The sequence below is a fragment of the Nocardiopsis sp. FR4 genome (genome assembly GCF_009830945.1).
Taxonomy (GTDB): Bacteria; Actinomycetota; Actinomycetes; order Streptosporangiales; family Streptosporangiaceae; genus Nocardiopsis.
On the sequence record NZ_VWVV01000016.1, the window covers coordinates 86,225 to 107,523 of the forward strand.

Genomic DNA, 21,299 nt, shown 5'->3' on the forward strand with positions numbered 1-21,299 from the left:
CCTCGGTGCGGCTATCCGCAGGTCCGCCAGTAGGTCTGGTTGTTGGACAGGGCGCTCCGGGCCTCGGCGATGGAGGTGCGCCCGGGCAGTACCGCGGGGGAGCGGTAGGTGTAGGCGCCGACCGCCGTCGACCCGTGGCACTGGGTGGGGTGGTAGTAGTTCGAGTAGACGACCCCGTTGGCGACCCCGTGGTACCACGTGCCGCCGCCGACGTAGCTGACGACGGCCGCCGCGGCACCGGCGGTTCCGACGGTGATCCCGGCCGCGATCAGCACGGTCGCCGCGGCGCGTCTGAGGGCTCTGGGCATGGGGCTTCCCTTCCGTGCCTCCGGGGGAGGCGTGTGTTGTTTTCCAGGCACGGGGGCGGATACGCTGGGGAATTCTTTATGCCGAGGGGTGGTAAATGGTGCCTTCGGCTCGGTTCTGTGAACGTTGTGTGGGGTGTTCACGCAGGTGGGGATGGGTGGGGTGATTCTTTATTTCGCCTTTGTGTTCTTTTGCTCGCCTGCACAAAAATACCGCAACCGCTGCTTGGGTAAAACTTGGTGGCCACTTGCGGACAGGCTGTTGACTTTGTTCGCTCCCGACCTGCCGGAACCTTCCTCCGGGCGGCGTCCGCGGCCGATGGGTATCGCAAGTCCCTTGTGTTCCGTCGGGGGCGTGTGTAGGCGGCGGGTGCCGGGGTTCCCCGAAGCCGGTCGGTGGGGATGACCGTAATAGCCCTCTCCGAGGTGACCGGGATGCCGGGGTTCGACATTTTTCTGCTGGGTTCCGCATCGTGACATGTGCGGAATGAGGGATTTTTCCCGGCGGGGTGGTGCTTGGAGGAGGGGGTGCGTTTCCCCCGCTCCAAGGGGGTTTCGTGGATTTTGATGGTACTTTGGGGTGAATTATCAATGCCGGTGATGTCAATAGGGGCCAAGGTGGGAATAGGACATCGGCCACTCTTCTCGTAGAGGGGAAAAATCGAGATTTCCTTGTGCTCGGGGAAATCCTTCTCCTAGGGTGATCAGCGGTTTACGAAGTGCTTTCACGGGCGCCGACGGCGCTGGTCAGAGCACGTATCCGCGTACACGCAACCCTCACCCCCTCCCTCCGGTGCCCGGGGCCGCCCCAACCTCGCACCGCGGGCGGAACGACGCACGAGGAGAGACACGGCCGATGTCGATCGACGCAGCCCCCGAGGTTCAGAACGGCAAGCAACAGAGCCTGGCGACCGCCGCGGCGCGGAACCTGGCGACCACGACCAAGTCCGTGCCGCAGATGCAGGGGATCACCTCCCGCTGGCTGCTCAAGACGCTCCCCTGGGTGCACACCGACGGCGGCACCTACCGCGTCAACCGGCGGCTCACCTACACCGTCGGCGACGGCCGCATCGAGTTCCACCAGACCGGCTCGGAGGTCCAGGTCATCCCCGCCGAGCTGGGGGAGCTGTCCCTGCTGCGCGGCTTCGGGGACACCGAGGTGCTGGAGGCCCTGGCCTCCCGCTTCACCCAGCGCGAGTTCGAGCCCGGCGAGGTGCTGGCCGAACAGGGCGACCCGGCCGACCACCTCGTCCTGATCGCGCACGGCCGCGTGCACAAGACCACGGTCGGCCCCTACGGCGACACCAAGCGCCTGGGCGTGCTCGCCGACGGCGACAAGTTCGGCGAGCGCTACCTGCTCGACACCGAGCCCACCTGGGAGTTCACCGTCAAGGCGGCCACGTCGGGAACCCTGGTGGAGCTGCCCCGGAGCGAGTTCATCGCCATCCTGGACGACTCGCCCGCCCTGCAGGCCCACGTGCAGGAGTTCCTGTCCCTGCCCAAGCAGCGCCAGAACAACCACGGCGAGGCCGAGATCGCCCTGTTGGCGGGCCACGTCGGCGAGGCCGAGCTGCCCACCACCTTCGTGGACTACGAGCTGCGGCCGCGCGAGTACGAGCTGAGCGTGGCGCAGACCGTGCTGCGGGTGCACACGCGTGTGGCCGACCTCTACAACAAGCCGATGAACCAGACCGAGCAGCAGCTGCGGCTGACCATCCAGGCCCTGCGCGAACGCCAGGAGCACGAGCTGGTCAACAACCGCGAGTTCGGCCTGCTGCACAACACCGACTTCAACCAGCGCATCCAGACCCACTCCGGGCCGCCCACCCCGGACGACCTGGACGACCTGCTCACCATGCGGCGCAACACCCAGTACATGTACGCCCACCCCCGCACCATCGCGGCCTTCGCCAAGGAGTGCAACGCCCGGGGCCTGAGCATGGACTCCACCGACATCAACGGCCACAAGATCCCCGCCTGGCGCGGTGTGCCCCTGCTGCCGTGCGGCAAGATCCCGATCTCCGACCGCCAGACCTCCTCGGTCATCGCCGTGCGTACCGGCGAGGACAACGAGGGGGTCATCGGCCTCTACCAGACCGGCCTGCCGGACGAGGTCGAGCCCGGGCTCAACGCGCGCTTCATGGGGATCGACGACAAGGCCGTCATCTCCTACCTGATCAGCACCTACTACTCCGCCGCGATCCTGGTGCCCGACGCCGTCGGGATCCTGGAGAACGCCGAGGTGCCGCCGCGTGCCTGACCGACCGACACCGTCAGGGAAGGAGGTCTGAGACGGTGTCACTGCTGTCAAGGATGTCCTCCTCCACCGCCGCCCCGGAGGTGGCGGACCTGGTGGAGGCACTGCTGAGCGACCCGCGGCGCCCCGGGAGACCGGACCTGCTCGCCCCGGCCGGGGCCCCGGCCGCCCCGGCGGCCCCCGATCTTCCGGTCCGCCCCGGCGGTGTCGGCACGGCGGCGGCGACGCTGCGCCTGTCCTCGCCGCCCGCGCCCGTGCAGGGCGCGGGCCGGGTCCCGGGGCTGGCCCGCGGCGCCACCGCGGCCTCCGTACCGCGCGTCCCGGGCCACCCGGCCGGTCCGCTCCTGCTCGTGCGGGAACCGGACCGGAGCGCCGCGGAACCGACCGGGAGCGGGCCCCCGAACGCGGACGCCGCCACCGACTCCGTTCCGGCGCTGTACTGCCCTCCGGCCGTACGCGACGACCCCGCTCTGGGCCGGGAGGTCGACGACCGGCTGGTGGAGTGGGCCGAGGAGGTCGGGATCTACCCCGGCCAGCTCGACCGGATCCGCAGGGCCGGGTTCGGACGGCTCATCATGCTCGCCCACCCCGAGGCCGACGACCCCGACCGCCTGCTGGCGGCGGCCAGGTGCGCCCTGGCCGAGTGGTCCGTGGACGACCACTACGTGGACGGGGAGGTGGAGGAGGCGCGCCCCGAACTCCTCGGCCAGCGCCTGGCCATCGCCCACTCGGTCATCGACCAGGCCCACCTGCCCCTGCGCTACGCGCCCCAGCTGGAGGAGGTCGTGCGGAGGGACCCGGTGATGGTCGCCCTGCGCTCCAGCCTGGACCACCTCGCCGACTACGGCAGCCCGGCCCAGGTGCGCAGGCTCCGCCACGAGCTGGCGATCATGTTCGTCGCCTACAACCAGGAGGGGGTCTGGCAGGCGCAGAAGCAGAGACCACCGGTCTGGGAGTTCCTCATGCACCGGCACGAGAACAGCTTCGTGCCCTGCATGGCCCTCATCGACACGGTCGCCGGATACGAACTCCCGGCTGTGGAGTTCTCCGAACCCCGGGTGCGCCGGCTCTTCACCCTCGCGGGCAGCGCGAGCGTGATCGTCAACGACCTCTACTCGATGGGCAAGGAGGACGTCACCGACTTCAGCCTGCCCCGGCTCATCGCCACCGAGGACGACTGCTCCGAGCAGGAGGCCGTCCGGCGCACCGTCGAGATCCACGACGAACTGATGCACACCTTCGAGGCCGAGGCCTCGGCCCTGGCCCTGGCCGGCTCCCCGGAACTGCGCCGCTTCCTGTGGGGCCTGTGGGCCTGGATGGGCGGCAGCCGCGAGTGGCACGCCACCAGCGGGCGCTACCACGCGGCCGACAACGCCTGAGCACGCCCGGTCCCGGCCGGGCCGTTCCCCGCACACACGACAAGGAGTACTCCGCGATGACCACGACGACCATGCCCTCCTCCGAGAAGGTCCTGCGCACCGCCTACCAGGAGTCCGTGGCGGCCTACTGGAACGCCGAGAAGGACCCGGTCAACATCCGCCTCGGCGAGGTCGACGGCTTCTTCCACCACCACTACGGCGTCGGCGACTACGACCCCTCCGTGCTGGAGGGTCCCGAGGAGACCCGCGACCAGCGCATCATCGAGGAGATGCACCGACTGGAGACCGCGCAGGCCAACCTGCTGCTGGACCACCTCGGTCCGGTCGGGCCCGAGGACCGCGTCATGGACACCGGCTCGGGCCGGGGCGGCACCAGCTTCATGGCCAACCAGCGCTTCGGCTGCCACGTGGACGGCGTGACCATCTCCGAGCAGCAGGTGGTCTTCGCCAACGCCCAGGCCGGGGAGCGGGGCGTATCCGACCGGGTCCGCTTCCACTTCCGCAACATGCTCGACACCGGGTTCGAGACGGGCTCCCTGCGCGCCAGCTGGAACAACGAGTCCACCATGTACGTCGACCTGTACGAGCTCTTCCGCGAGCACGCCCGCCTGCTGGAGCACGGCGGCCGCTACGTCACCATCACCGGCTGCTACAACGACGTGACCGGTGGCCGCTCCAAGGCGGTCAGCCGCATCGACGAGCACTACACCTGCAACATCCACCCGCGCAGCGCCTACTTCAAGGCGATGGCTGCCAACGACCTCGTTCCCGTCGCGGTCGTGGACCTGACCGAGCAGACCATCCCCTACTGGGAGCTGCGCGCCAAGTCCCCGGTGGCCACGGGCATCGAGGAGCCCTTCCTGACCGCCTACCGGGAGCAGAGCTTCCACTACCTGCTCATCGCCGCCGACCGCGTCTGAACCGCCCGGCGGCGCGGCCCCGCGGCCGCGCCGCCCCTCCCCAACGCGAAAAGGAGGCCCATGTCCAACGGATCAGCCACCGACCACGCCGTCCGCCACGACGGCGGGGCCGCCCCCGAACCCGTCCTGCTCGAACTCGTCGACGAGGCCGGGACGACCATCGGCACCGCCGAGAAACTCTCCGCGCACCTGGCCCCCGGACGCCTGCACCGGGCCTTCTCGGTCTTCCTCTTCGACGACCGGGACCGCCTGTTGCTCCAGCGCCGCGCCCTGGGCAAGTACCACTCGCCCGGCGTGTGGTCCAACAGCTGCTGCGGCCACCCCTACCCCGGTGAGCCGCCCTTCGCCGCCGCGGCCCGGCGCACCGCCGAGGAACTCGGGGTCTCGCCCGCGCTCCTGCGCGAGGCCGGGACCGTGCGCTACAACCACCCCGACCCGGACTCGGGTCTGGTGGAGCAGGAGTACAACCACCTCTTCGTGGGGCTGGTGCGCGAGGCCCCGCGCCCCGACCCGGCGGAGATCGCCGAGGTCGCCTTCGTCGACCCCGCCGAACTGGAGTGGCTCAGCGGCCAGCGGCCCTTCTCCGCCTGGTTCGCCACGGTCCTGGACGCCGTGCTGCCCGCGGTTCGCGAGCTGACCCGCGCCCGCGACTGGTAGGCCCCGCCTACGGCAGGACGAGCCGCGGCCCCTCCGGCGGCCGGGGGCGCGCGCCCCACTCACGGGGGTAGCCCAGGGAGACCTCCACGTGGGGCACCCCGTCGACCACGATCGTGCGGGGGATGTGCAGGTGGCCGTAGACCACCGCGCGGGCGCGGTAGCGCACGTGCCAGTCGGCGGTGGCCTCGGTGCCGCACCACTGCGCGAACTCGGGGTGGCGCAGGATCCGCGTGGGCTCGCGCACCAGCGGGAAGTGGTTGACCAGCACCGTGGGCACGTGCGGGTCCAGGGCGTCCAGCCGCTCGCGCGTGTACTCCAGACGGGCCCGGCACCAGGCGTCCCGGCCCGGGTACGGGTCGGGGTGCAGCAGGTACTCGTCGGTGCACACGATCCCCGCCGCGTGCGCCACGGCCAGCGCCTCGGCCTTGGTGGAGGTCCCGGCGGGCCGGAAGGAGTGGTCGTAGAGCACGAACAGCGGGGCGACGGCGACCGGGCCGTCCGGTCCGGGCCACAGGGGGTAGGGGTCCTCGGGGGTGTGCACGCCCAGGGCGCGCAGGGAGTCCACCAGGTACTCGTAGCGCTCCCGGCCGCGCAGCCGGACGGGGTCGGAGGGCACCGTCCACAGGTCGTGGTTGCCCGGTACCCACACCACGGTGGAGAACCGCTCCGACAGCAGCTCCATCGCCCACAGCACGTTGGCGGCGGTGTCGGCCACGTCCCCGGCCACCAGGAGCCAGTCGTCGGCCGACTCCGGACGCAGCGCCTCGGTGAAGGCCCGGTTGTCGCGGTGCCCCACGTGCAGGTCGCTGATGGCGAACAGTCCCATCCCACCGTCCTCTCCCGGCCGCGGTCCGGAGCCACCCTACCGAGGGCGCGCGGCGCCGTTTCCCCGGCACCACGGGAACTCCGTACCGAAACCCCGGCCCCCGGGTGATCCGTCGGGGTTCCGGCAGCGTCAGAGGTAGTGATCACCGCGTGTGCTCCCCGTGCCGCGCGGTGCGGACCAACGGAAGGAACCCCCCATGCGCAAGGCACTCGCCCTCACGGTGCCGCTGTTGGTGCTGGCCCTGGGTGCCTGTTCGGCCCTTGCCGGTGATGAGTACGCGGCCGAGGCCGCCGCCTCCCCGTCCCCGGTCTCCTCGCCCACGGTCCACCGCGCCCCCAACGCCGACTCCGTCGAGGCACAGGACGAACCGGGTCGTATCCCCGACAACATCAAGCTGGCCTGCGATCTGGCGGACGGAGGCGGCGGCATCTACCTCCGGTGGTCCGCGCTGTGGGAGCTCGAGGTCAGGGACTGCGAGGCCGACCACACCGGCGGCGGGTACACGCCGCTGCAGCGGGAGGCGGCGGAGGCGGCGGGCTACGACGAGGTCGGCGACGTGGTCCACCTCTACGCGATCTGCGGCGAGTCCCTGGCGGAGAAGGCCGTCAGGTTCGAGGACCAGGCCGCCGAGCTCCGGGGTGCGCTGGTGCTGTGCCCCGACCACCCCGACCGGGAGGAGGCCGAGTCCCTCCTCGAGGCGGCCCAGGAGCTGGTGCTCATCACCCCGGGCACCTTCCGGGTGGGGGAGGAGATCGAGCCGGGAACCTACGTCAGTGAGTCCGGCAGCGGCCCGTTCTCCGGTTGCTACTGGGAGCGGACCGCCGCCTCCGGCGACATCATCGACAACCAGTTCACCTCCTCCGCCCTGCGGGTGGAGGTGACGGTCAGCGCCTCGGACTACAGCTTCCACTCCTCGGGCTGCGGCACCTGGGAGAAGCTCTGAGCGCTTGAGGTCAGCGCGGCGCGGGCAGCGGGGTCCGCCGCGCCGCGCGGCGCGTCCGGCGCACGTGTTCGACGGGCACGGCGAGCGCCGCGGCCAGGAACACCGCCTGCATCGCGGTGCGCACCGCCAGGTCGTCGGTCAGGCCGGTCTCCACCCCGGCCGTGATCGCGTACACGTTGGCCGGGAACATGGCGACCAGCAGCAGGGAGAGCCCCGCCGCGGCCCAGGGCGCGGTGCGCGCCCACAGCAGGCCCGCGGCCCCGGCCAGTTCGAGGACGCCGGTGACGGTGACCAGCAGCGCGGGGGCGGGCAGCGCGGGCGGGACCATGGAGATCAGTTCCTCGCGCATCCCCACGAAATGGGACACGCCGGTCAGCGTGAACATGGCGGCGAGGCCGCCCCGCAGGGCGAGCGGCCAGGAGCGCAGGGGGCGCACCCCCGCCGCGCCCAGGGCGAGCAGCAGCGCGGTGACGCCGGCGAGGGCGATGAGGGGGGCCATGGCGCTCCTTCGGGAGGGAATCTTTCCACTGGTAATTTACTCTCCGGCGGCCGGATCCTGTCAACGGAGATCCGGCTCCCGCCCCCCGGTCCGGTCGGGGGCCGGGTGCCGGCTCCGTCCCCCGGGGCGTGATCCTTCCCACGGCGCGGCCGGGGGCGCGCGGCCCGACGCGGGCGGACGGGCGCTCCCCGCCCGGCCGTCACGCCGCGTCCGTGTCCGGTACCACTACGGCGTGTGTAGGATGCCGCGGGTGATCGTGGCACCACGGTCACCGCCCGACCCGTGGTGCCCCCTACCTCCCCGCCACGGCCGCGCCCGGACGGTGCCGCGCACCACGCGCGCCCGGCCCCGCCGCACGACCACGAGAGGTAGAGATGACCCCTGACACCGTCGGCCTCGCACTCCTGCTCCTGGGAGTGCTGTTGCTGGTATCGAAGCTGGTCCGGGTCAGGTGGAAGCTGACCCAGAGGCTGTACCTGCCGGGTTCGATCATCGGCGGCGGCATCGCGCTGCTCCTGGGCCCCGACGTGTTCGGGCGCCTCATGGGACTGCTGGCCGACCGGGGCCTGGGCGGGGGCTTCGCCGAGCGCGCCGCCGAGGGCGGACTCTTCGGCGCCGACGTGATGTCGGTGTGGTCGGCGCTGCCCGGCCTGCTCATCTCGGTGGTCTTCGCCAGCCTCTTCCTGGGCAAGCGCATGCCCCGGCTGCGCGAGGCCGCGAGCCTGGCCGGGCCCAACCTGGCCTTCGGCATCACCATGGCCAGCGGCCAGTACGTGATCGGCCTGGTACTCGCCCTGCTGGTGCTGGTGCCGCTGTTCAACGTCCCCGCCTTCTCCGGCGCCCTGATCGAGATCGGCTTCCTGGGCGGCCACGGCACCGCGGCCGGGCTGGGCTCCACCTTCGAGCAGGCGGGCTGGGCCCAGGGCCAGGACCTGGCGCTGGGCATGGCCACCGTGGGACTGCTGTCGGGCATCATCGTCGGCATCGTCCTGATCAACTGGGGCGTGCGCCGCGGCAGGTCCTCGGTGATCAGCGCCGACGCCCGGGGCACCGACGGCGAGCGGGCCGGACTGGTCGAGCGGGAGCGGCGCACCCCGGGCGCGACCATGACCGTGCACCCCTCCTCCATGGACCCGCTGACCCTGCACTTCGGCCTGGTCGCCCTCGCCGTGCTCATCGGCCAGCTCCTCCTCACGGGCCTGCGGTGGCTGGAGCGGGCGCTGTGGGCCGACACCATCGAGATCATGGCCTACGTGCCGCTGTTCCCGCTGGCCATGATCGGCGGCATCGTCCTGCAGGTGTTCATCGACCGGTTCGACCGGCACGACGTGGTCGACCACAAGACCGTCGAGCGCATCCAGGGCCTGTCGCTGGACGTGCTCATCATCGCCGCGATGGCCACGCTGTCGCTGCGGGCCATCGCCGACAACTTCGCCGCCTTCGCGATCCTGGCCGCGGCGGGCGTCGCGTGGTCGGTGTGCGCCTTCCTCCTCCTGGCGCCCCGGATGATGCCCAGCCACTGGTTCGAGCGGGGCATCGGCGAGTTCGGCCAGTCCCTGGGCGTCACCGCCACCGGTCTGGTGCTGATGCGCGTCGTGGACCCGGAGATGAGGTCGCCCGCCTACCCGGCGTTCGGCTACAAGCAGCTCATCTTCGAGCCCTTCTTCGGCGGCGGCCTGGTCACCGCCGCCGCGATCCCGCTCATCCTCAGCCCCCACGTGGGCCCGGTCGGCTTCCTGGCGATGATGGCCGCGGTGCTGGCGGCCAGCCTGTTCACCGGGCTGGTCCTGCTGCGGCGCGGGCGCCGCGGCCGGCCGGGCGCCGTGCCCGGCGCCCCCGGGGCCGAGGCCCAGAGGGTCCCCTGAGCCGGTGCGCGGGGCGCCCCGCCGCGGGGCGTCCGCGTCCGGAACGGCCCGGCCGACGGCCCCGCCCGGAATCCGCGCGGCGCCGAGTTTGCCGCGTCCGCCGCAGGCCAGGGGAGGAAGGATCCCCAGCGGACCCGCCGACGCCCTCTCGACCCGAGGGGGAACGATGATCACCTACCAGGAACTCGTGGACCACGTCGTCCGCGAGGGCAACGCGGTCGACAACGACGAGGCGCAACGGGCGCTGGAGGCCGTGACCGGCGAACTGGTCCGGTACGCGGCCCCGCGGACCCGGGACCACCTGCGTGAACAGCTACCCGCGGTGCTGCACGACCAGGTCCCCGCACCGCGCGGGGAAGGGGAGCCGCACACGTCCGGCTCGCTGGGCCGCGACGTCGCCGAACGGGTCGGCTGCCCTCCGGAGAAGGGGACACGGCTGGTGGGGGCCGTGCTCGCCGGGATCCGCGAGGGCGACCCCGGGCTGGCGGACGAACTCGCCGACCATCTGCCCGACTGGAACGGTGACACCGGCGGTCTGACCAGGGAGGTGGAGCTGCCCGCCGACCGGGCCGCGCCGCTGCTCAACCGCGCCGAGCGCCTGGCGCACCGGATCGGCCACTCCTTCGACCACCGCACCACCGACACCGGTATCACCTTCACCGTGCGGACGGCCTCGGTCGGCGCGGTCACCACCAGCGACATCGAGATGGCCGAGCGCATCGACCAGGCGGTGGCCGAGGTCGGCTCGGGCGGCTGACCACACCGCACGGGCCCCGGGTGCGGTGGGGCCGCGGGCGGAGCCCGCGGCTCCACCGGGCACCGGCGGTGAACGCCCCTGTGGAAAACGGGTGTACCGTCTTCGCGGTCACCTAGCGTTAGTGTTGGGCGGTCGCCTCGACGGCGCCGCCCGCACACGCACCACCACGAACGAAGGGGCGGCCCGTGGCCCAACGCAGAGCCCTGGACATGGACTCCCTCGCGGTCAGCGACCGGTTCCGGCTGTTCAACTTCACGCGGCGCGACGACCACGTCACCTACCTGTGGATCCTGCGGGCCATGGACCGCCTGCGCGAGGTCCACCAGGTCCAGGTGGCCCCCGACGACGTCGCCGCCGCCCTGCGCGAACTGGCCCGGGTCCACGACCAGGTGCCCGAGGTCGACCGCGGCCTGCGCGACCGCCTGGACGAGCTGCACGCCGACCGGGTCGTGCACCGCTTCGACGACGCCTCCCGGGCGGGCAACCTGGCGCGCTACCGCAACCGCCAGTCGGTGTACCAGTTCAGCGAACTCGGCTACTGGGCCTACCAGGCGGTGGAGGACCTCCTGGGCGCGCGCATCGAGGACGTCAACCTGTCCCGGCTGGTCTTCTCCGAGGTGCTGGCCGACCTGCGCGCCCTGGCCGAGGCCAACCGCACCGGACAGGCCGAGCACGTCTACCGCCGCCTGGCGCGCCTGGACGCGGTCATGGAGGACATGGGACGGCGCTCCGCGCAGTTCCACGTCACCCTGGGCGAGATCCTGCGCTCCACCGACGCCTCCCCGGACGTCTTCCTGCGGCACAAGAACGCCCTGCTGGTGCACATGAGCGACTTCACGGCCGAGCTCGACCGCTACCTGCCCCGCCTGGACCGGGCCGTGCGCGAGGTCGAGGACACCGGCCTGGCCACCCTGCTCTCCCGCGCGGCCGAGTGCGACGAGCGCCTGTTCATGGGCCGGGACGAACGCCTCGCCGACTGGCGCAGGCGCTGGCGGGCCCTGCGCGCCTGGTTCGCCTCCGACGAGGCCATCCCCGCCCGCGCCGCCGAACTCCACGCGGCCACCCGTTCGGCCGTCTCGGGGGTCATCGCGCTGCTGCGCCAGATCACCGAGGCCCAGCGCGGCGGCGTCAACCGCTCCACCCAGCTGCGCCACCTGGCCGCCTGGGTGTTCAACACCCCCGACGACGGCGCCGCCCACGCCCTGATGGGCGCCGCCTTCAACGTGCGCTCCGCCCGCCACCTGGGCGCGGCCCACGAGGACGACGAGCAGATCTCCCCCAGCACCACCTGGTGGGACGCCCCCGGGGTGGAGGTGTCGGTCACCCTGTTCCGCAGCGGCACCGCCCCCACCGCGGGCGTGCCCAAGCCGGTGCGGCGCAACCCCGGCGCCCAGGCGCGCCTGCGCGGCCGCCAGGCCGCCGACCGGGCGGCCGAACGCCGGGCCGCGGCCCGCCTCGTCGACCGGGGCGCCCACGGCCGGGTCCTGGACGAGACCGACACCCGCGTCCTGCTGCGCCTGGTCACCCGCGCCCTGGAGGGGCGCACCGTCGTCGCCGGACGCCTGTCCTCGGCCTCGGGGGAGGGCGACGGCACCCTGGTCCGCCTGGTCCCCGACCCGGCGGGCAGCACCGTCCGCACCGCCCAGGGCCGCCTCCACCTGCCGGGCCTGCGCCTGGAGGTCACCGGCCACCGGACCCGAACGAAGAACCCCTGATGCCCCGCCTGCACGCCCGCACCATCGCCCCCGCCGACCTCGGCTCCTACCAGCAGGCCATGCGCCGCGTCCTGACCTGCGACCTCATCACCGCCGCGCGCCCGCGCCCCGGCGCCCTGGAGCAGGTGCTGCGCTGGGCCGACGAGCTCGCCGACGACCTGGAACGCCTCTTCGGCTACACCCTGGTCGCCACCACCGACCACGTGCGCCTGGTCCGCGAACTCGACGCCCTGGACCCCACCCAGCGCCAGACCTTCGCGCGCCGGGGCCGCCCCTTCGACCGGCGCAGGCTCGCCTACCTGTGTCTGCTGCTGGCCGCCTTCCAGCGCTCGCAGATCGAGATCAGCCTCGCCGACCTGGTCGCTCGCCTCACCCCCGCCGCCAACGCCGTCGAGGGGCTGGGCTACGACCCCACCGACGGGGCGCACAAGGCCGCGCTGGTCGACGTCGCCCACTGGCTGGTGGACCGCGGCGCCCTGCACCTGTCCGACGGGTCCCTGGAGGCGTGGGCCTCCGGCGGCGGACAGGGCGACGCCCTCTTCGACATCGACCACGAGGTGTGCGAGCTGCTCTTCCGCCCCACCCGCCCGGTCCAGCACCTGACCAGCGTCGCCGGGCTGCTCGCCGCCCCGCTCACCGACACCTCCCCGCGCGAGCACGCGGCCCGCCGGGCCCGGCGGCTGCTGGTGGAACAGCCCGTGGTCCACTACGCCGACGTCGAACCCGCGGTCGCCGCGGTCCTGCGCGGCCGCGGCGTGGCCGAGGACCTGGCCCGGGCCACCGGGCTGCGGGTCGAGCGCCGCGCCGAGGGCGTCCTGCTCGCCGACCCCGCGGGCACCTTCACCGACCGGCCCTTCCCCGGCCGGGGCGGCGCGGTCAACCGCACCGCGGGCCTGCTGCTGGCCAAGGTCGCCGACCTGCTGGAGACCTCCCTGGCGGCCCTGGTCCGGCTGCCCGTCCCCCCGAAGGCCCTCGACCAGGCCGAACTCATCCGGCTCGTGGACGCCGGGCTGCCCCGAGAGGGGGTCGTGGACGCCCTGGCCTGGAGCGCCGAGCCCCCCGGACGCGACACGGAGGCGCCCGTGCCCCTCGAGGTCCCCCTGGTCGAACGCGCCCGGTGGGAGACCATGGTGCACGAGCTCTTCGCCGAGTTCGGCCCCTCCTCCTTCGGCGGCGCCTGGCAGCAGGACCCCTACGGCCTGCTGGACGCCGCCCTGGAACTGCTCGCCGAACTCTCCCTGGTACGGCCGGTACCCGGCGGCGCCCTCGTGCTGCCCGCCGCCCTGCGCTACCGCAACATCCAGGGCGCCCTGCCCGAACGCGCCGACGCCGGACAGCTGCCCCTGGGCCTGGCGGACCCCGCGGCGCCCACCGGTGACCACGGCCCCGACAACGCCGACCCGCAGAAGGAAACCGATGACCAGTGACCGCTTCCGGCCCAGCCGCGCCGGTGTGATCAACGTCTGGGACTACGTCGACGAGGAGTTCGTCTTCGCCGACGGCCGCCTCGTCCTGCGCGGGCACAACGGCTCGGGCAAGACCAAGGCGCTGGAGGTGCTCTTCCCGTTCGTCCTGGACGGGTACACCGACGCCCGGCGCCTGGACCCCTTCAGCGGCCAGAACCGCACCATGAAGTCCAACCTGCTCTACCGCGGCCAGGACGCCGAGTACGGGTACGTGTGGATGGAGTTCGCCCGGCCCGCCCCCGGAACCGGACGGCCGGTCCCGGCCGCCACGGAGACGGTCACCCTGGTCATCGGGCTGCGCGCGCACCGGCACCGCGACGGCGTCATCCCCTCCTTCTTCGTCACCGACCAGCGCCTGGGCGTGGACTTCGGCCTGCTGGCCTCCGACGGGCGCCCGCTCACCGAACGCCAGCTCAAGACGGTCCTGGGCGAGACCGCCCACCACTCCACCGCCGCCGACTACCGGCGCGCGGTCGACGCCCGCCTGTTCGGCCTGGGCGAGCGCTACGTGCAGCTGCTCGACCTGCTCCTGGCGCTGCGCCGCCCCCTGCTGGCCAAGGACCTGGACCCCGAGAAGGTCTCCGACACCCTCACCAGCGGCCTCAGCCCCCTGGACGAGGAACTCGTCGACCAGGCCGCCCGCGACTTCACCAACCTGGCAGCGGTCCAGCGCCGCTTCGACCAGGCCACCACCGCGCACGCCGCCACCACCGCCTTCGCCGGGGAGTACGCGGACTACCTGACCGCCCACGCCCGCCACCGGCTCTCCCGCGTGCGTACGGCCATCGACCTGGCCGCGGAGCAGGCCGGATCCATCGCCCGGGCGCGCGACACGCGGGAGGAGGCCACCCTCGCGCACGCGGCCGCCACCGAGCGGGCCGAGGAGCACGACGCCCGGGCGCGTCGGCTCGCCGCGCGCCGCAGCGGGCTGGAGGCGCACGAGGCCTTCCGCAGCCACGCCGCACTGGAGATCGAGCGCACGCACAGCGCCGAGACCGCCCGCGACCTGGCCGAACAGGAGGAGCGACTGGACGCCCAGGCCGGGGAGGTGGCCGCCCTGCGGCGGGAGGCCGCACAGGTCGCCCAGAGCCTCGAACACGGGCGGGCCCGTGCCCGGGACCTGGCCGCCGAACTCGCCGAGACCGCCGCGCAGGCCGGGATCGCCCACGACGGTGAGGGAACCGCCGACACCGGCGAGGACCTGCCCGAGACCGCGCGGGCCCGGGCCACCGCCCGCCTCGCCGACATCGCCGCCGTACGCGAGCGCCTGGCCGGCCTGGCCCGGGCCGAAACCGCGCGCGGCACCGCCGAACGGGCCGCCGACCAGGCCGCCGAGCGGCTCCGGAGCCGGGAACGGGAATGCGACCAGGCCGCCGAGGACCTGGACGCCACCCGCCGCACGGCGGCCGAGGCGCTGGCCGTGTGGTCCGGGCAGTGGGCCGAGGGCCCGGCCCCGGTCACCGGCGCCGCCTGCGTCGCGGCGCTGCACAGCGCACTGGAGGCCTTCGGTGAACCCGGAACTCCCACCCTGGCCGAGGTCTACGGCGAGCACACCGACCAACAGCGCCTGGACGCCGCCGCGCACGCGAGCACCCTCGAAAACCGCCGGGACCAGATCGAGGCCGAGACAGCGCTCCTCAACAGCGAGCGCGAGGAGATCGCCGCCGAACGCGACGACGCCCCGCAGGCCGACGGCCTGCGCACCGCCCCGCGCCAAGGCCGCCCCGGCGCCCCGCTGTGGCAGCTGGTCCGCTTCGCCGACGGGCTCGCCGACAGCGACGCCGCCGCGATCGAGGGAGCCCTGCACGGTGCGGGCCTCCTCACCGCCTGGGTGCACCCCGACGCCGAAGCCACCCGTGCCGCCCTCGCCGCGGGAGAGGCCGACGCCTACCTGCTGGCCACCGAGGCCACCGCGCTCACCCGGGGCCGGACGCTGGCCGACGTGCTGGTGCCCGAGGAACAGGACCTGGTTCCCGGGCACGTCATCGCGCGGATCCTGGCCTCCGTCCGCCTCACCGGCGACCCCGGCCCCTCCGGTACCGGCGAACAGGGCGCTCCTCCCGGGGATGACGCGGTGCACACGGTCGGCGCCGGCGGCCGCTTCACCCAGGGGATCCTCGTGGGTGCCTCCCCCAAGAAGGCCCCCGAGTTCGTCGGAGCCACCAACCGGGCCCTCCGCCGCCGCGAGCGCCTGGCCGCCTGCGACGCGCGTATCGCCCGACTCGCCGAACGGCGCGCACATCTGGGTGAACAGCTCGACCGGGCCCACACCCTGCTCAAGGCCTTCACCCGTGCGCGCGCCGCTCTGCCGGACACCGCCCCCGTCGAGCGTGCCGTGCGCCGGGTCGAGAGGCAGTCCGCCCTCCTGGCCTCGGCCCGCACCGAGAACGAGGAGCGGCGCCGTGACCTGGACGCCGCGGTCGCCGAGGTGGACGCCCACCGCCACCAGGTGCGCGCGGTGGCCGCCGAACGCGCCATGCCCACCGGCCCCGAGGCCGTGGACGCGGTCGCCCGGGCGGTGGACGACTTCGTGGAGACGGCCCGCGCCCTGCACGCCGCGCGCACCGAGGTCGCCCGGCACACCGCCGACCTGGAAAGCCGCGAGGAGACGGTGGACCGGCTGGGCCGCCGCCTGGAGCGGGACCGCGAGCGCCACGAGGAGAGGGTGCGCGAACACGAGCGGACCGCCGCCGAGCTGGCCGCCAAACAGGAAAGCATCAGCGCGCCCGTCCAGGAGCTCATGGCAGAGCTGGAGCAGGTCAAGGAGGACCTGCGCCTGGCCCGCGAGGAGCACCAGCGCGCCGCCCGCGAGGCCGCCGCCGCCCACGAGGCGATGATCCGCGCCGACGAGAAACTGGAGGGCGGCCACCGGGCCCTCACCGACGCCCTCGCCGCACTCTTCGAGCACGCCGAGACCTTCGCGGCCCTCACCTCCCCGGAACTGCGCGCCACCCTGGGCGCGGACACCACTCCGACCTGGCCCCCGCGACACATGTGGCCCACCGCGGACCGGGCCGCCGAACAGGTCCTGGAGTCGGTCGCCACCGACCCCGGGGCGGCCGTACGCGCCGTGCTGCCCGGACAGGCCGCGGAACTGCTCGACATCCTCACCGAGGCCGTCGGATCGGGGCCGGCCGTCACCGACACCGAACTCAAGGCGGCCTCCACCCGCGTCTCCTCCGCGCTGCGCGTCTTCCAGGACGCCCTGGGCGCCGACGCCGAGGGTTACCGGGTCGACCACGACCTCGGGGTCAGCGGTGTCATCTCGGTGTTCGTCAACGACGAGACCGGCCGCAACCCCGTCTCCGCCTTCGCCCGCGTCATCGCCGAACGCGTCGAGGAACAGGGCGCGCTGCTGCGCGACGAGGAGCGCGGAGTACTGGAGGACGAACTGCTCACCGGCATCGCCCAGCAGATCCACGAGCGGGTGCGCGCCGCACGGGACCTGGTCGCGGGGATGGACCGGGACACCCGCTCGCGCCCCATGTCCTCGGGGACGCGGATCGGTATCCGCTGGAGCCGTTCGGACCGGCTCACGGAGCACCAGGCCACCGCCGCCCAGCTGGTCAGGCGCGACGCCACCGGCCTGGGAGCCTCGGGGCTGAACCGGCTCCGCGAGGTCCTGCGCGAGATGATCCGCGAGCACCACGCGGCCCACCCCCGCGCCACCTACAAACAGGTGTTGTCGGCGGTGCTGGACTACCGCTCCTGGTACCGGTTCGAGCTGCGCATGGCGGTGCCCGGACAGGAGGAGGTCAAGCTCACCAAGAACAAGCACGAGCAGATGTCGGGCGGGGAGAAGTCCGCCGCGATCCACCTGCCGCTGTTCGCCGCCGCCAACGCCCTGTACGGATCCGCGCTGCCCACCTGTCCGCGCATGGTGGCCCTGGACGAGGCCTTCGCCGGGATCGACGACCGCTACAAGCCCGAACTCATGGGGTTGACCGTCACCTTCGACCTGGACATGTTCATGACCGGGCACGACCTGTGGGTGCACTACGACAGCGTGCCCATGGCCGCCCACTACGACATGCACCACGACAAGGGCGCGCACACGGTCTCGGCGATGCTCATGCTCTGGGACGGGACGCAGACCATCGACGCGGACGCCGGGTTCTCGGGCAACGAGGAGCTGGCCGCCGAACTGCTGGGCATCACCCCCAGCAGGTTCGCGCCGCTGTCCTCGGCCGGAACCCTGCTGGAGGACGCCGGTGAGTGAGGCGGTGGAGGTGTTCCGCGACCAGCGCTACGGGCGCCTGCTCAGGGCCGCCCGCCGTTACCTGGAGTCCCACGACGGCAGCCTGGACGGCAGTGTCGGGATCAGGAACCCCACGGACGCCGAACGCGAGGCGGTCATCGGCATCACCGGAGGCTTCCCGCCCCGGGGAGCCGCGCAGCTCAGAGTGCGGTTGTCGGTCCTGGACGCGGTCGTGCACGACAACACCGGCCTGCGGCTCTCCGAGCTCCTGGAAGCCATCGGACCGAAGCTGCGGTACACCTCCGTGGTCGAGGCGCACAGACGCGGGGCCCGGGAGGAGGCGCTGTCCGCGGCGGCCGCCAGCCCTCTGCACGAGGAGGCCGCGTGGTATCGGACGTGGCTGGAGGACCTGACCGGGGACGGCACCCTGGGCACCATGATCGGCAGGGGGACGGCACGCCGGACCCTGCTCCGGGCCGCCCGGGTCCTGGAACTGGTCACGGACCGCCCCGAGGGCACGCCGCCTCTGCTGCTCCCGGACCTGGCCGTGACCGCCACCGGGGACACCAAGGCGCTCAACCACGGCACGGCGCTGTCCCGTCTGGTGCTCCGGGCCCTGGCGTTGCGTACCGGTACCGACCGCCCCGACGGGGCCGAGGAGCGGCGGGCCCTGTGGGAGTCCTGCGACGTGGTCCTGGACGACCTGGCCAGCCGGGTCCTGGTCCTCAACCTGCCCGCGCACGGGCGGGGGCTGGGGGAGTGGCTGACCGGCGCCGCCCGCCACGCCACCCCCTTCCACGTCACCCTGCACCAGCTCGTCCACCTGCCGGTCGCCGTCGGCGCGCCGATCGTGTACGTGTGCGAGAACCCGGCCGTGCTGCGGCGGGCGGCGGGTGAACTCGGCACCGGCTCGGCACCCCTGCTGTGCACGGAGGGGCACCCCTCAGCGGCCTTCCACCGGCTGGCCTCAGCGGTCCGGGCCGGGGGCGGGGAACTGCGCTACCACGGTGACTTCGACTGGCCCGGAACGGCCATCGCCAGGCAGGTGACGCGACGCCATGCGGCACGGCCCTGGCGTATGTCGGCGCACGACTACCGGGCCCACGTGCGCGCGGACGGCTACCCCCTGAGCGGTCGTGCGCGGCCCACCCCGTGGGATCCGGAGCTGGCCGAGGCGATGACCGTCCACGGGACGGCCGTGTACGAGGAGAGCGTCGCCGCCACGCTCCTGGCCGACCTCGCGGGCTGAGGGCCCGACGCGACCCGCGATGTGCCCACCTCAGCGCAGGTGGGAGGCGCCGTTGACGTCCAGCACGGCGCCGGAGGACCAGACCGCCTCCGGGGACGCCAGGTAGCGCACCGCCGCGGCCACCTCCTCGGGGGAGGCCACCCGGCCGAAGGGGCTCTGCGCGCGCACCCGCTCGGTGAGCCGGTCGGCCACCCGCTCGGTCGCCACGAACCCGGGCGCCACCGAGGCCACGGTGATGCCGTGCGGGGCCAGGGCGACCGCCAGCGACTGGCCCAGCGAGTGCAGGGCCGCCTTGCTCGCACCGTAGGCGGGGTGGTCCGGCTCGCCCTTGTAGGCGCCCCGGGACCCGACGTTGACGATGTGCCCGCCCACGCCCCGGCCGATCATGTGCCGGGCCGCCAGGTAGCTGACGTCGGCGGCGGCGAACACGTTCACGGCGAAGGTGGACTCCCAGGCCCGCCGCCACTCCGCGTAGGGGGTGCTCTCCGGCGGGTGCGGGGTGTTGACCGCGGCGTTGTTGACCACCACGTCGATCCCGCCCAGCCGGTCCACCACCTCCGCCACCAGGCCGGCCGCGGCGCCGGGCTCGCCCAGGTCGGCCCGCAGCAGGGCGTGCCCGTGCCCGGGCAGCCGCCGCAGGGTGCGCTCGGCCTCCTCGGGCCGTGACGCGCAGTGCACGGCGACCCGGTCGCCCTGTTCGGCGAAGGCCAGGGCGATCGCCCGGCCGATCCCGCGGGAGGCGCCGGTGACCAGGACGTTCCGGCCCGCGCGGCCCTCCTTCCGGGCGTCGGTCGGAGCAGGGGTGGGATTCGTGTGGTGATCGGACATGGGCGGCAGCCTAGTGCGGTGACCGGAGGAGGTGCACGGCCCGGTGCCTCCCGCGTGACCTCCGTACCCGCAGCGCGCCCCGGTGACCGAGACGCGCCACAAGTGCGGGACCGCCGGAGACCGGCTCCCCCACCCGCGGCAGGAGCCGTGGCGCGGCCCCCGGCGCGGGACTACGAGGTCCGGGCCTCGAACGCCCGCCCGGGGCGCAGCCCGAAGGGCAGTCCGAAACCGGTCAGCCACCCGCCCTCGGCCAGTATGCGGAACGCCTCGTGGGTGACGTCGTGGTCGGGCGCCTGGCGCGGCGGCCAGGCGAAGGCCCGGGCCAGCACCGACCAGCTGGGCCCGTGGCCGTGCTCGGCGCGGTACTCGTGCACCCAGCGCGCCAACCGTTCCTCCCTGCCCTCGACCAGGTCGCGGGCCCGGTCGGCCACCGGCACGTCCATGGGGGTGGAGGCGGGCGCGGTGCTGGGCGGAGTGGCCGGGGGCAGCGGAACGTAGGTCAGCGGCAGGGTCACCTCGGTCAGCGAGGCGTCCAGAGCGCCCCCGCCCGCGCTCAGCCCCTCGATCCAGGAGATCTCGGTCAGCCAGGTGAGCAGCTCCGCCAGCTCCCCGGGGCCGGACAGGGCGCAGCCCTCGACGGCGTCCTGGGCCCGGACGCTGAGGCGCCCGTCGGGTTCGGCGTGCAGCGCCAGGTAGGCGGCCACCAGGCGGAGCCGGTTGGGCTTCTTGCGCATCTTCTTGTGCGCCAGGGTGCGCGAGAACCACCCCGAGGCCCGGGACCGGACGCCGTTGCCGATCCGGTACGGGCTCCCCGACAGGCTGGGCAGGTCGCACAGGGCCGGGTGCAGGGGGTCGGACCCGATCACCGCCTCGGGCGTGGTGCCCAGCCACCCCTGGCCGACCAGGTCGCTCAGCGCCGCGTGCGCGTCCTCCAGACGCAGCACGCGCAGGTCCTGGCCGGTGAGGTTGGCCTGGCCCTTCAGCGCGCCGCGCAGCGCGCAGGTCAACGCCAGCAGGCGGCTGTCGGCGGTGGCGCCCGCCCGTTCCGAGGCCACGCGCGCCCACAGGTCGCGGAAGAACTCCGCGTGGTGCGGGCCCATCCGGGGCACGCGTTTGCGGTCGGCGGGGATCTTCTCCTGCGGTCGGGTCCGCGCCTCGGCCCGGGCCCGTTTCTTCTCCTTCTTGAGCCGCTTGGACTCGGCGTTGGTGAGTCTGCGGGGCGCTCCTCCCGGGGGGACGCTGATGCCCCGCTCCTTGCAGCGTGCACACTCCATGGCCGCGGCCAGGTCATCGTTGGGCCGCAGGAAACGGGGTCGGGGGATCTCGTCGGGGAGGGGATCCGCACTCGTTGCGGTGTGCTGCGTCATGGTCAGGAGCGTAGCGACGAAGCCGCCCCGGTGTCCGGCGTCCGGAGGATTCTCCGGACCGGGAGTCG

Annotated in this window: 16 protein-coding genes; 11 read left to right on the forward strand and 5 right to left on the reverse strand. The window is 73.4% G+C overall.

What is annotated here, in order from left to right; all coding sequences use genetic code 11:
* Nucleotides 1-11 precede the first annotated feature (11 nt).
* Complete coding sequence (locus FYW95_RS16560) at nucleotides 12-308, reverse strand: lactococcin 972 family bacteriocin (protein WP_159944372.1); 297 nt, start codon at nucleotides 306-308, stop codon at nucleotides 12-14.
* Nucleotides 309-1,161: 853 nt separating this feature from the next.
* Between FYW95_RS16560 and FYW95_RS16565 the strand changes: the two genes are divergently transcribed.
* Genes FYW95_RS16565 through idi form a run of 4 tightly spaced genes read left to right on the forward strand, consistent with a single transcriptional unit; the run spans nucleotide 1,162 to nucleotide 5,518 of the window.
* Entirely contained in the window at nucleotides 1,162-2,565 is a 1,404-nt protein-coding gene (locus tag FYW95_RS16565) for a family 2B encapsulin nanocompartment shell protein (RefSeq protein WP_159944371.1), read from the forward strand.
* Nucleotides 2,566-2,600: 35 nt separating this feature from the next.
* Entirely contained in the window at nucleotides 2,601-3,941 is a 1,341-nt protein-coding gene (locus FYW95_RS16570; RefSeq protein WP_160050541.1) for a family 2 encapsulin nanocompartment cargo protein terpene cyclase, read from the forward strand.
* A gap of 56 nt (nucleotides 3,942-3,997) precedes the next feature.
* Nucleotides 3,998-4,861, forward strand: a complete 864-nt coding sequence (locus tag FYW95_RS16575) for a geranyl diphosphate 2-C-methyltransferase (RefSeq protein WP_201294893.1) — start codon at nucleotides 3,998-4,000, stop codon at nucleotides 4,859-4,861.
* A gap of 60 nt (nucleotides 4,862-4,921) precedes the next feature.
* The gene (idi, locus tag FYW95_RS16580) at nucleotides 4,922-5,518 is read left to right on the forward strand and encodes an isopentenyl-diphosphate Delta-isomerase (RefSeq protein WP_159944369.1); all 597 of its coding nucleotides are present in this window, start codon (nucleotides 4,922-4,924) and stop codon (nucleotides 5,516-5,518) included.
* 7 nt (nucleotides 5,519-5,525) lie between these two features.
* On the opposite strand, the gene FYW95_RS16585 is transcribed toward idi, so the two are convergent.
* Nucleotides 5,526-6,344, reverse strand: a complete 819-nt coding sequence (locus FYW95_RS16585) for a metallophosphoesterase family protein (RefSeq protein WP_160050542.1) — start codon at nucleotides 6,342-6,344, stop codon at nucleotides 5,526-5,528.
* A 196-nt stretch (nucleotides 6,345-6,540) separates the two neighbouring features.
* On the opposite strand from FYW95_RS16585, the gene FYW95_RS16590 reads away from it, so the two are divergent.
* Nucleotides 6,541-7,287, forward strand: coding sequence for a hypothetical protein (locus FYW95_RS16590; protein ID WP_159944367.1), 747 nt, complete (start codon nucleotides 6,541-6,543; stop codon nucleotides 7,285-7,287).
* A gap of 10 nt (nucleotides 7,288-7,297) precedes the next feature.
* Here FYW95_RS16590 and FYW95_RS16595 read toward each other — a convergent pair whose 3' ends face one another.
* The gene (locus tag FYW95_RS16595) at nucleotides 7,298-7,786 is read right to left on the reverse strand and encodes a DoxX family protein (RefSeq protein WP_159944366.1); all 489 of its coding nucleotides are present in this window, start codon (nucleotides 7,784-7,786) and stop codon (nucleotides 7,298-7,300) included.
* Between the two features lie 374 nt (nucleotides 7,787-8,160).
* Here FYW95_RS16595 and FYW95_RS16600 point away from each other — a divergent pair, with 374 nt between their 5' ends.
* From FYW95_RS16600 to FYW95_RS16625, 6 genes are all read left to right on the forward strand, one after another.
* Entirely contained in the window at nucleotides 8,161-9,651 is a 1,491-nt protein-coding gene (locus FYW95_RS16600; protein WP_159944365.1) for a sodium/glutamate symporter, read from the forward strand.
* 166 nt (nucleotides 9,652-9,817) lie between these two features.
* Nucleotides 9,818-10,408 (forward strand): DUF2267 domain-containing protein, encoded by a 591-nt coding sequence (locus tag FYW95_RS16605; protein ID WP_159944364.1) that lies wholly within the window; start codon nucleotides 9,818-9,820, stop codon nucleotides 10,406-10,408.
* Nucleotides 10,409-10,593: 185 nt separating this feature from the next.
* Nucleotides 10,594-12,123, forward strand: coding sequence for a TIGR02677 family protein (locus FYW95_RS16610; RefSeq protein WP_159944363.1), 1,530 nt, complete (start codon nucleotides 10,594-10,596; stop codon nucleotides 12,121-12,123).
* Nucleotides 12,123-13,550 (forward strand): DUF2398 family protein, encoded by a 1,428-nt coding sequence (locus FYW95_RS16615; RefSeq protein ID WP_160050543.1) that lies wholly within the window; start codon nucleotides 12,123-12,125, stop codon nucleotides 13,548-13,550. The genes FYW95_RS16610 and FYW95_RS16615 overlap by 1 nt, the downstream gene beginning before the upstream one ends.
* Nucleotides 13,540-17,808 carry a TIGR02680 family protein gene (locus FYW95_RS16620; RefSeq protein ID WP_159944361.1) on the forward strand — a complete coding sequence of 1,423 codons (4,269 nt, stop codon included), beginning with the start codon at nucleotides 13,540-13,542 and terminating at the stop codon, nucleotides 17,806-17,808. The genes FYW95_RS16615 and FYW95_RS16620 overlap by 11 nt, the downstream gene beginning before the upstream one ends.
* Nucleotides 17,801-19,036, forward strand: a complete 1,236-nt coding sequence (locus FYW95_RS16625) for a TIGR02679 family protein (RefSeq protein WP_159944360.1) — start codon at nucleotides 17,801-17,803, stop codon at nucleotides 19,034-19,036. Before FYW95_RS16620 ends, FYW95_RS16625 begins: the two co-directional genes overlap by 8 nt.
* Before the next feature lie 30 nt (nucleotides 19,037-19,066).
* Here FYW95_RS16625 and FYW95_RS16630 read toward each other — a convergent pair whose 3' ends face one another.
* Nucleotides 19,067-19,864 (reverse strand): SDR family NAD(P)-dependent oxidoreductase, encoded by a 798-nt coding sequence (locus tag FYW95_RS16630; protein WP_160050544.1) that lies wholly within the window; start codon nucleotides 19,862-19,864, stop codon nucleotides 19,067-19,069.
* A gap of 170 nt (nucleotides 19,865-20,034) precedes the next feature.
* Entirely contained in the window at nucleotides 20,035-21,231 is a 1,197-nt protein-coding gene (locus FYW95_RS16635) for a hypothetical protein (protein ID WP_159944358.1), read from the reverse strand.
* Nucleotides 21,232-21,299 lie beyond the last annotated feature (68 nt).

Bases quoted from the DNA above. Each gene is read 5' to 3' on its own strand.
- FYW95_RS16560 (WP_159944372.1), bottom strand. From the start codon at position 308: ATGCCCAGAGCCCTCAGACGCGCCGCGGCGACCGTGCTGATCGCGGCC.
- FYW95_RS16565 (WP_159944371.1), top strand. From the start codon at position 1,162: ATGTCGATCGACGCAGCCCCCGAGGTTCAGAACGGCAAGCAACAGAGC.
- FYW95_RS16575 (WP_201294893.1), top strand. From the start codon at position 3,998: ATGACCACGACGACCATGCCCTCCTCCGAGAAGGTCCTGCGCACCGCC.
- idi (WP_159944369.1), top strand. From the start codon at position 4,922: ATGTCCAACGGATCAGCCACCGACCACGCCGTCCGCCACGACGGCGGG.
- FYW95_RS16585 (WP_160050542.1), bottom strand. From the start codon at position 6,344: ATGGGACTGTTCGCCATCAGCGACCTGCACGTGGGGCACCGCGACAAC.
- FYW95_RS16590 (WP_159944367.1), top strand. From the start codon at position 6,541: ATGCGCAAGGCACTCGCCCTCACGGTGCCGCTGTTGGTGCTGGCCCTG.
- FYW95_RS16595 (WP_159944366.1), bottom strand. From the start codon at position 7,786: ATGGCCCCCCTCATCGCCCTCGCCGGCGTCACCGCGCTGCTGCTCGCC.
- FYW95_RS16600 (WP_159944365.1), top strand. From the start codon at position 8,161: ATGACCCCTGACACCGTCGGCCTCGCACTCCTGCTCCTGGGAGTGCTG.
- FYW95_RS16605 (WP_159944364.1), top strand. From the start codon at position 9,818: ATGATCACCTACCAGGAACTCGTGGACCACGTCGTCCGCGAGGGCAAC.
- FYW95_RS16615 (WP_160050543.1), top strand. From the start codon at position 12,123: ATGCCCCGCCTGCACGCCCGCACCATCGCCCCCGCCGACCTCGGCTCC.
- FYW95_RS16620 (WP_159944361.1), top strand. From the start codon at position 13,540: ATGACCAGTGACCGCTTCCGGCCCAGCCGCGCCGGTGTGATCAACGTC.
- FYW95_RS16630 (WP_160050544.1), bottom strand. From the start codon at position 19,864: ATGTCCGATCACCACACGAATCCCACCCCTGCTCCGACCGACGCCCGG.
- FYW95_RS16635 (WP_159944358.1), bottom strand. From the start codon at position 21,231: ATGACGCAGCACACCGCAACGAGTGCGGATCCCCTCCCCGACGAGATC.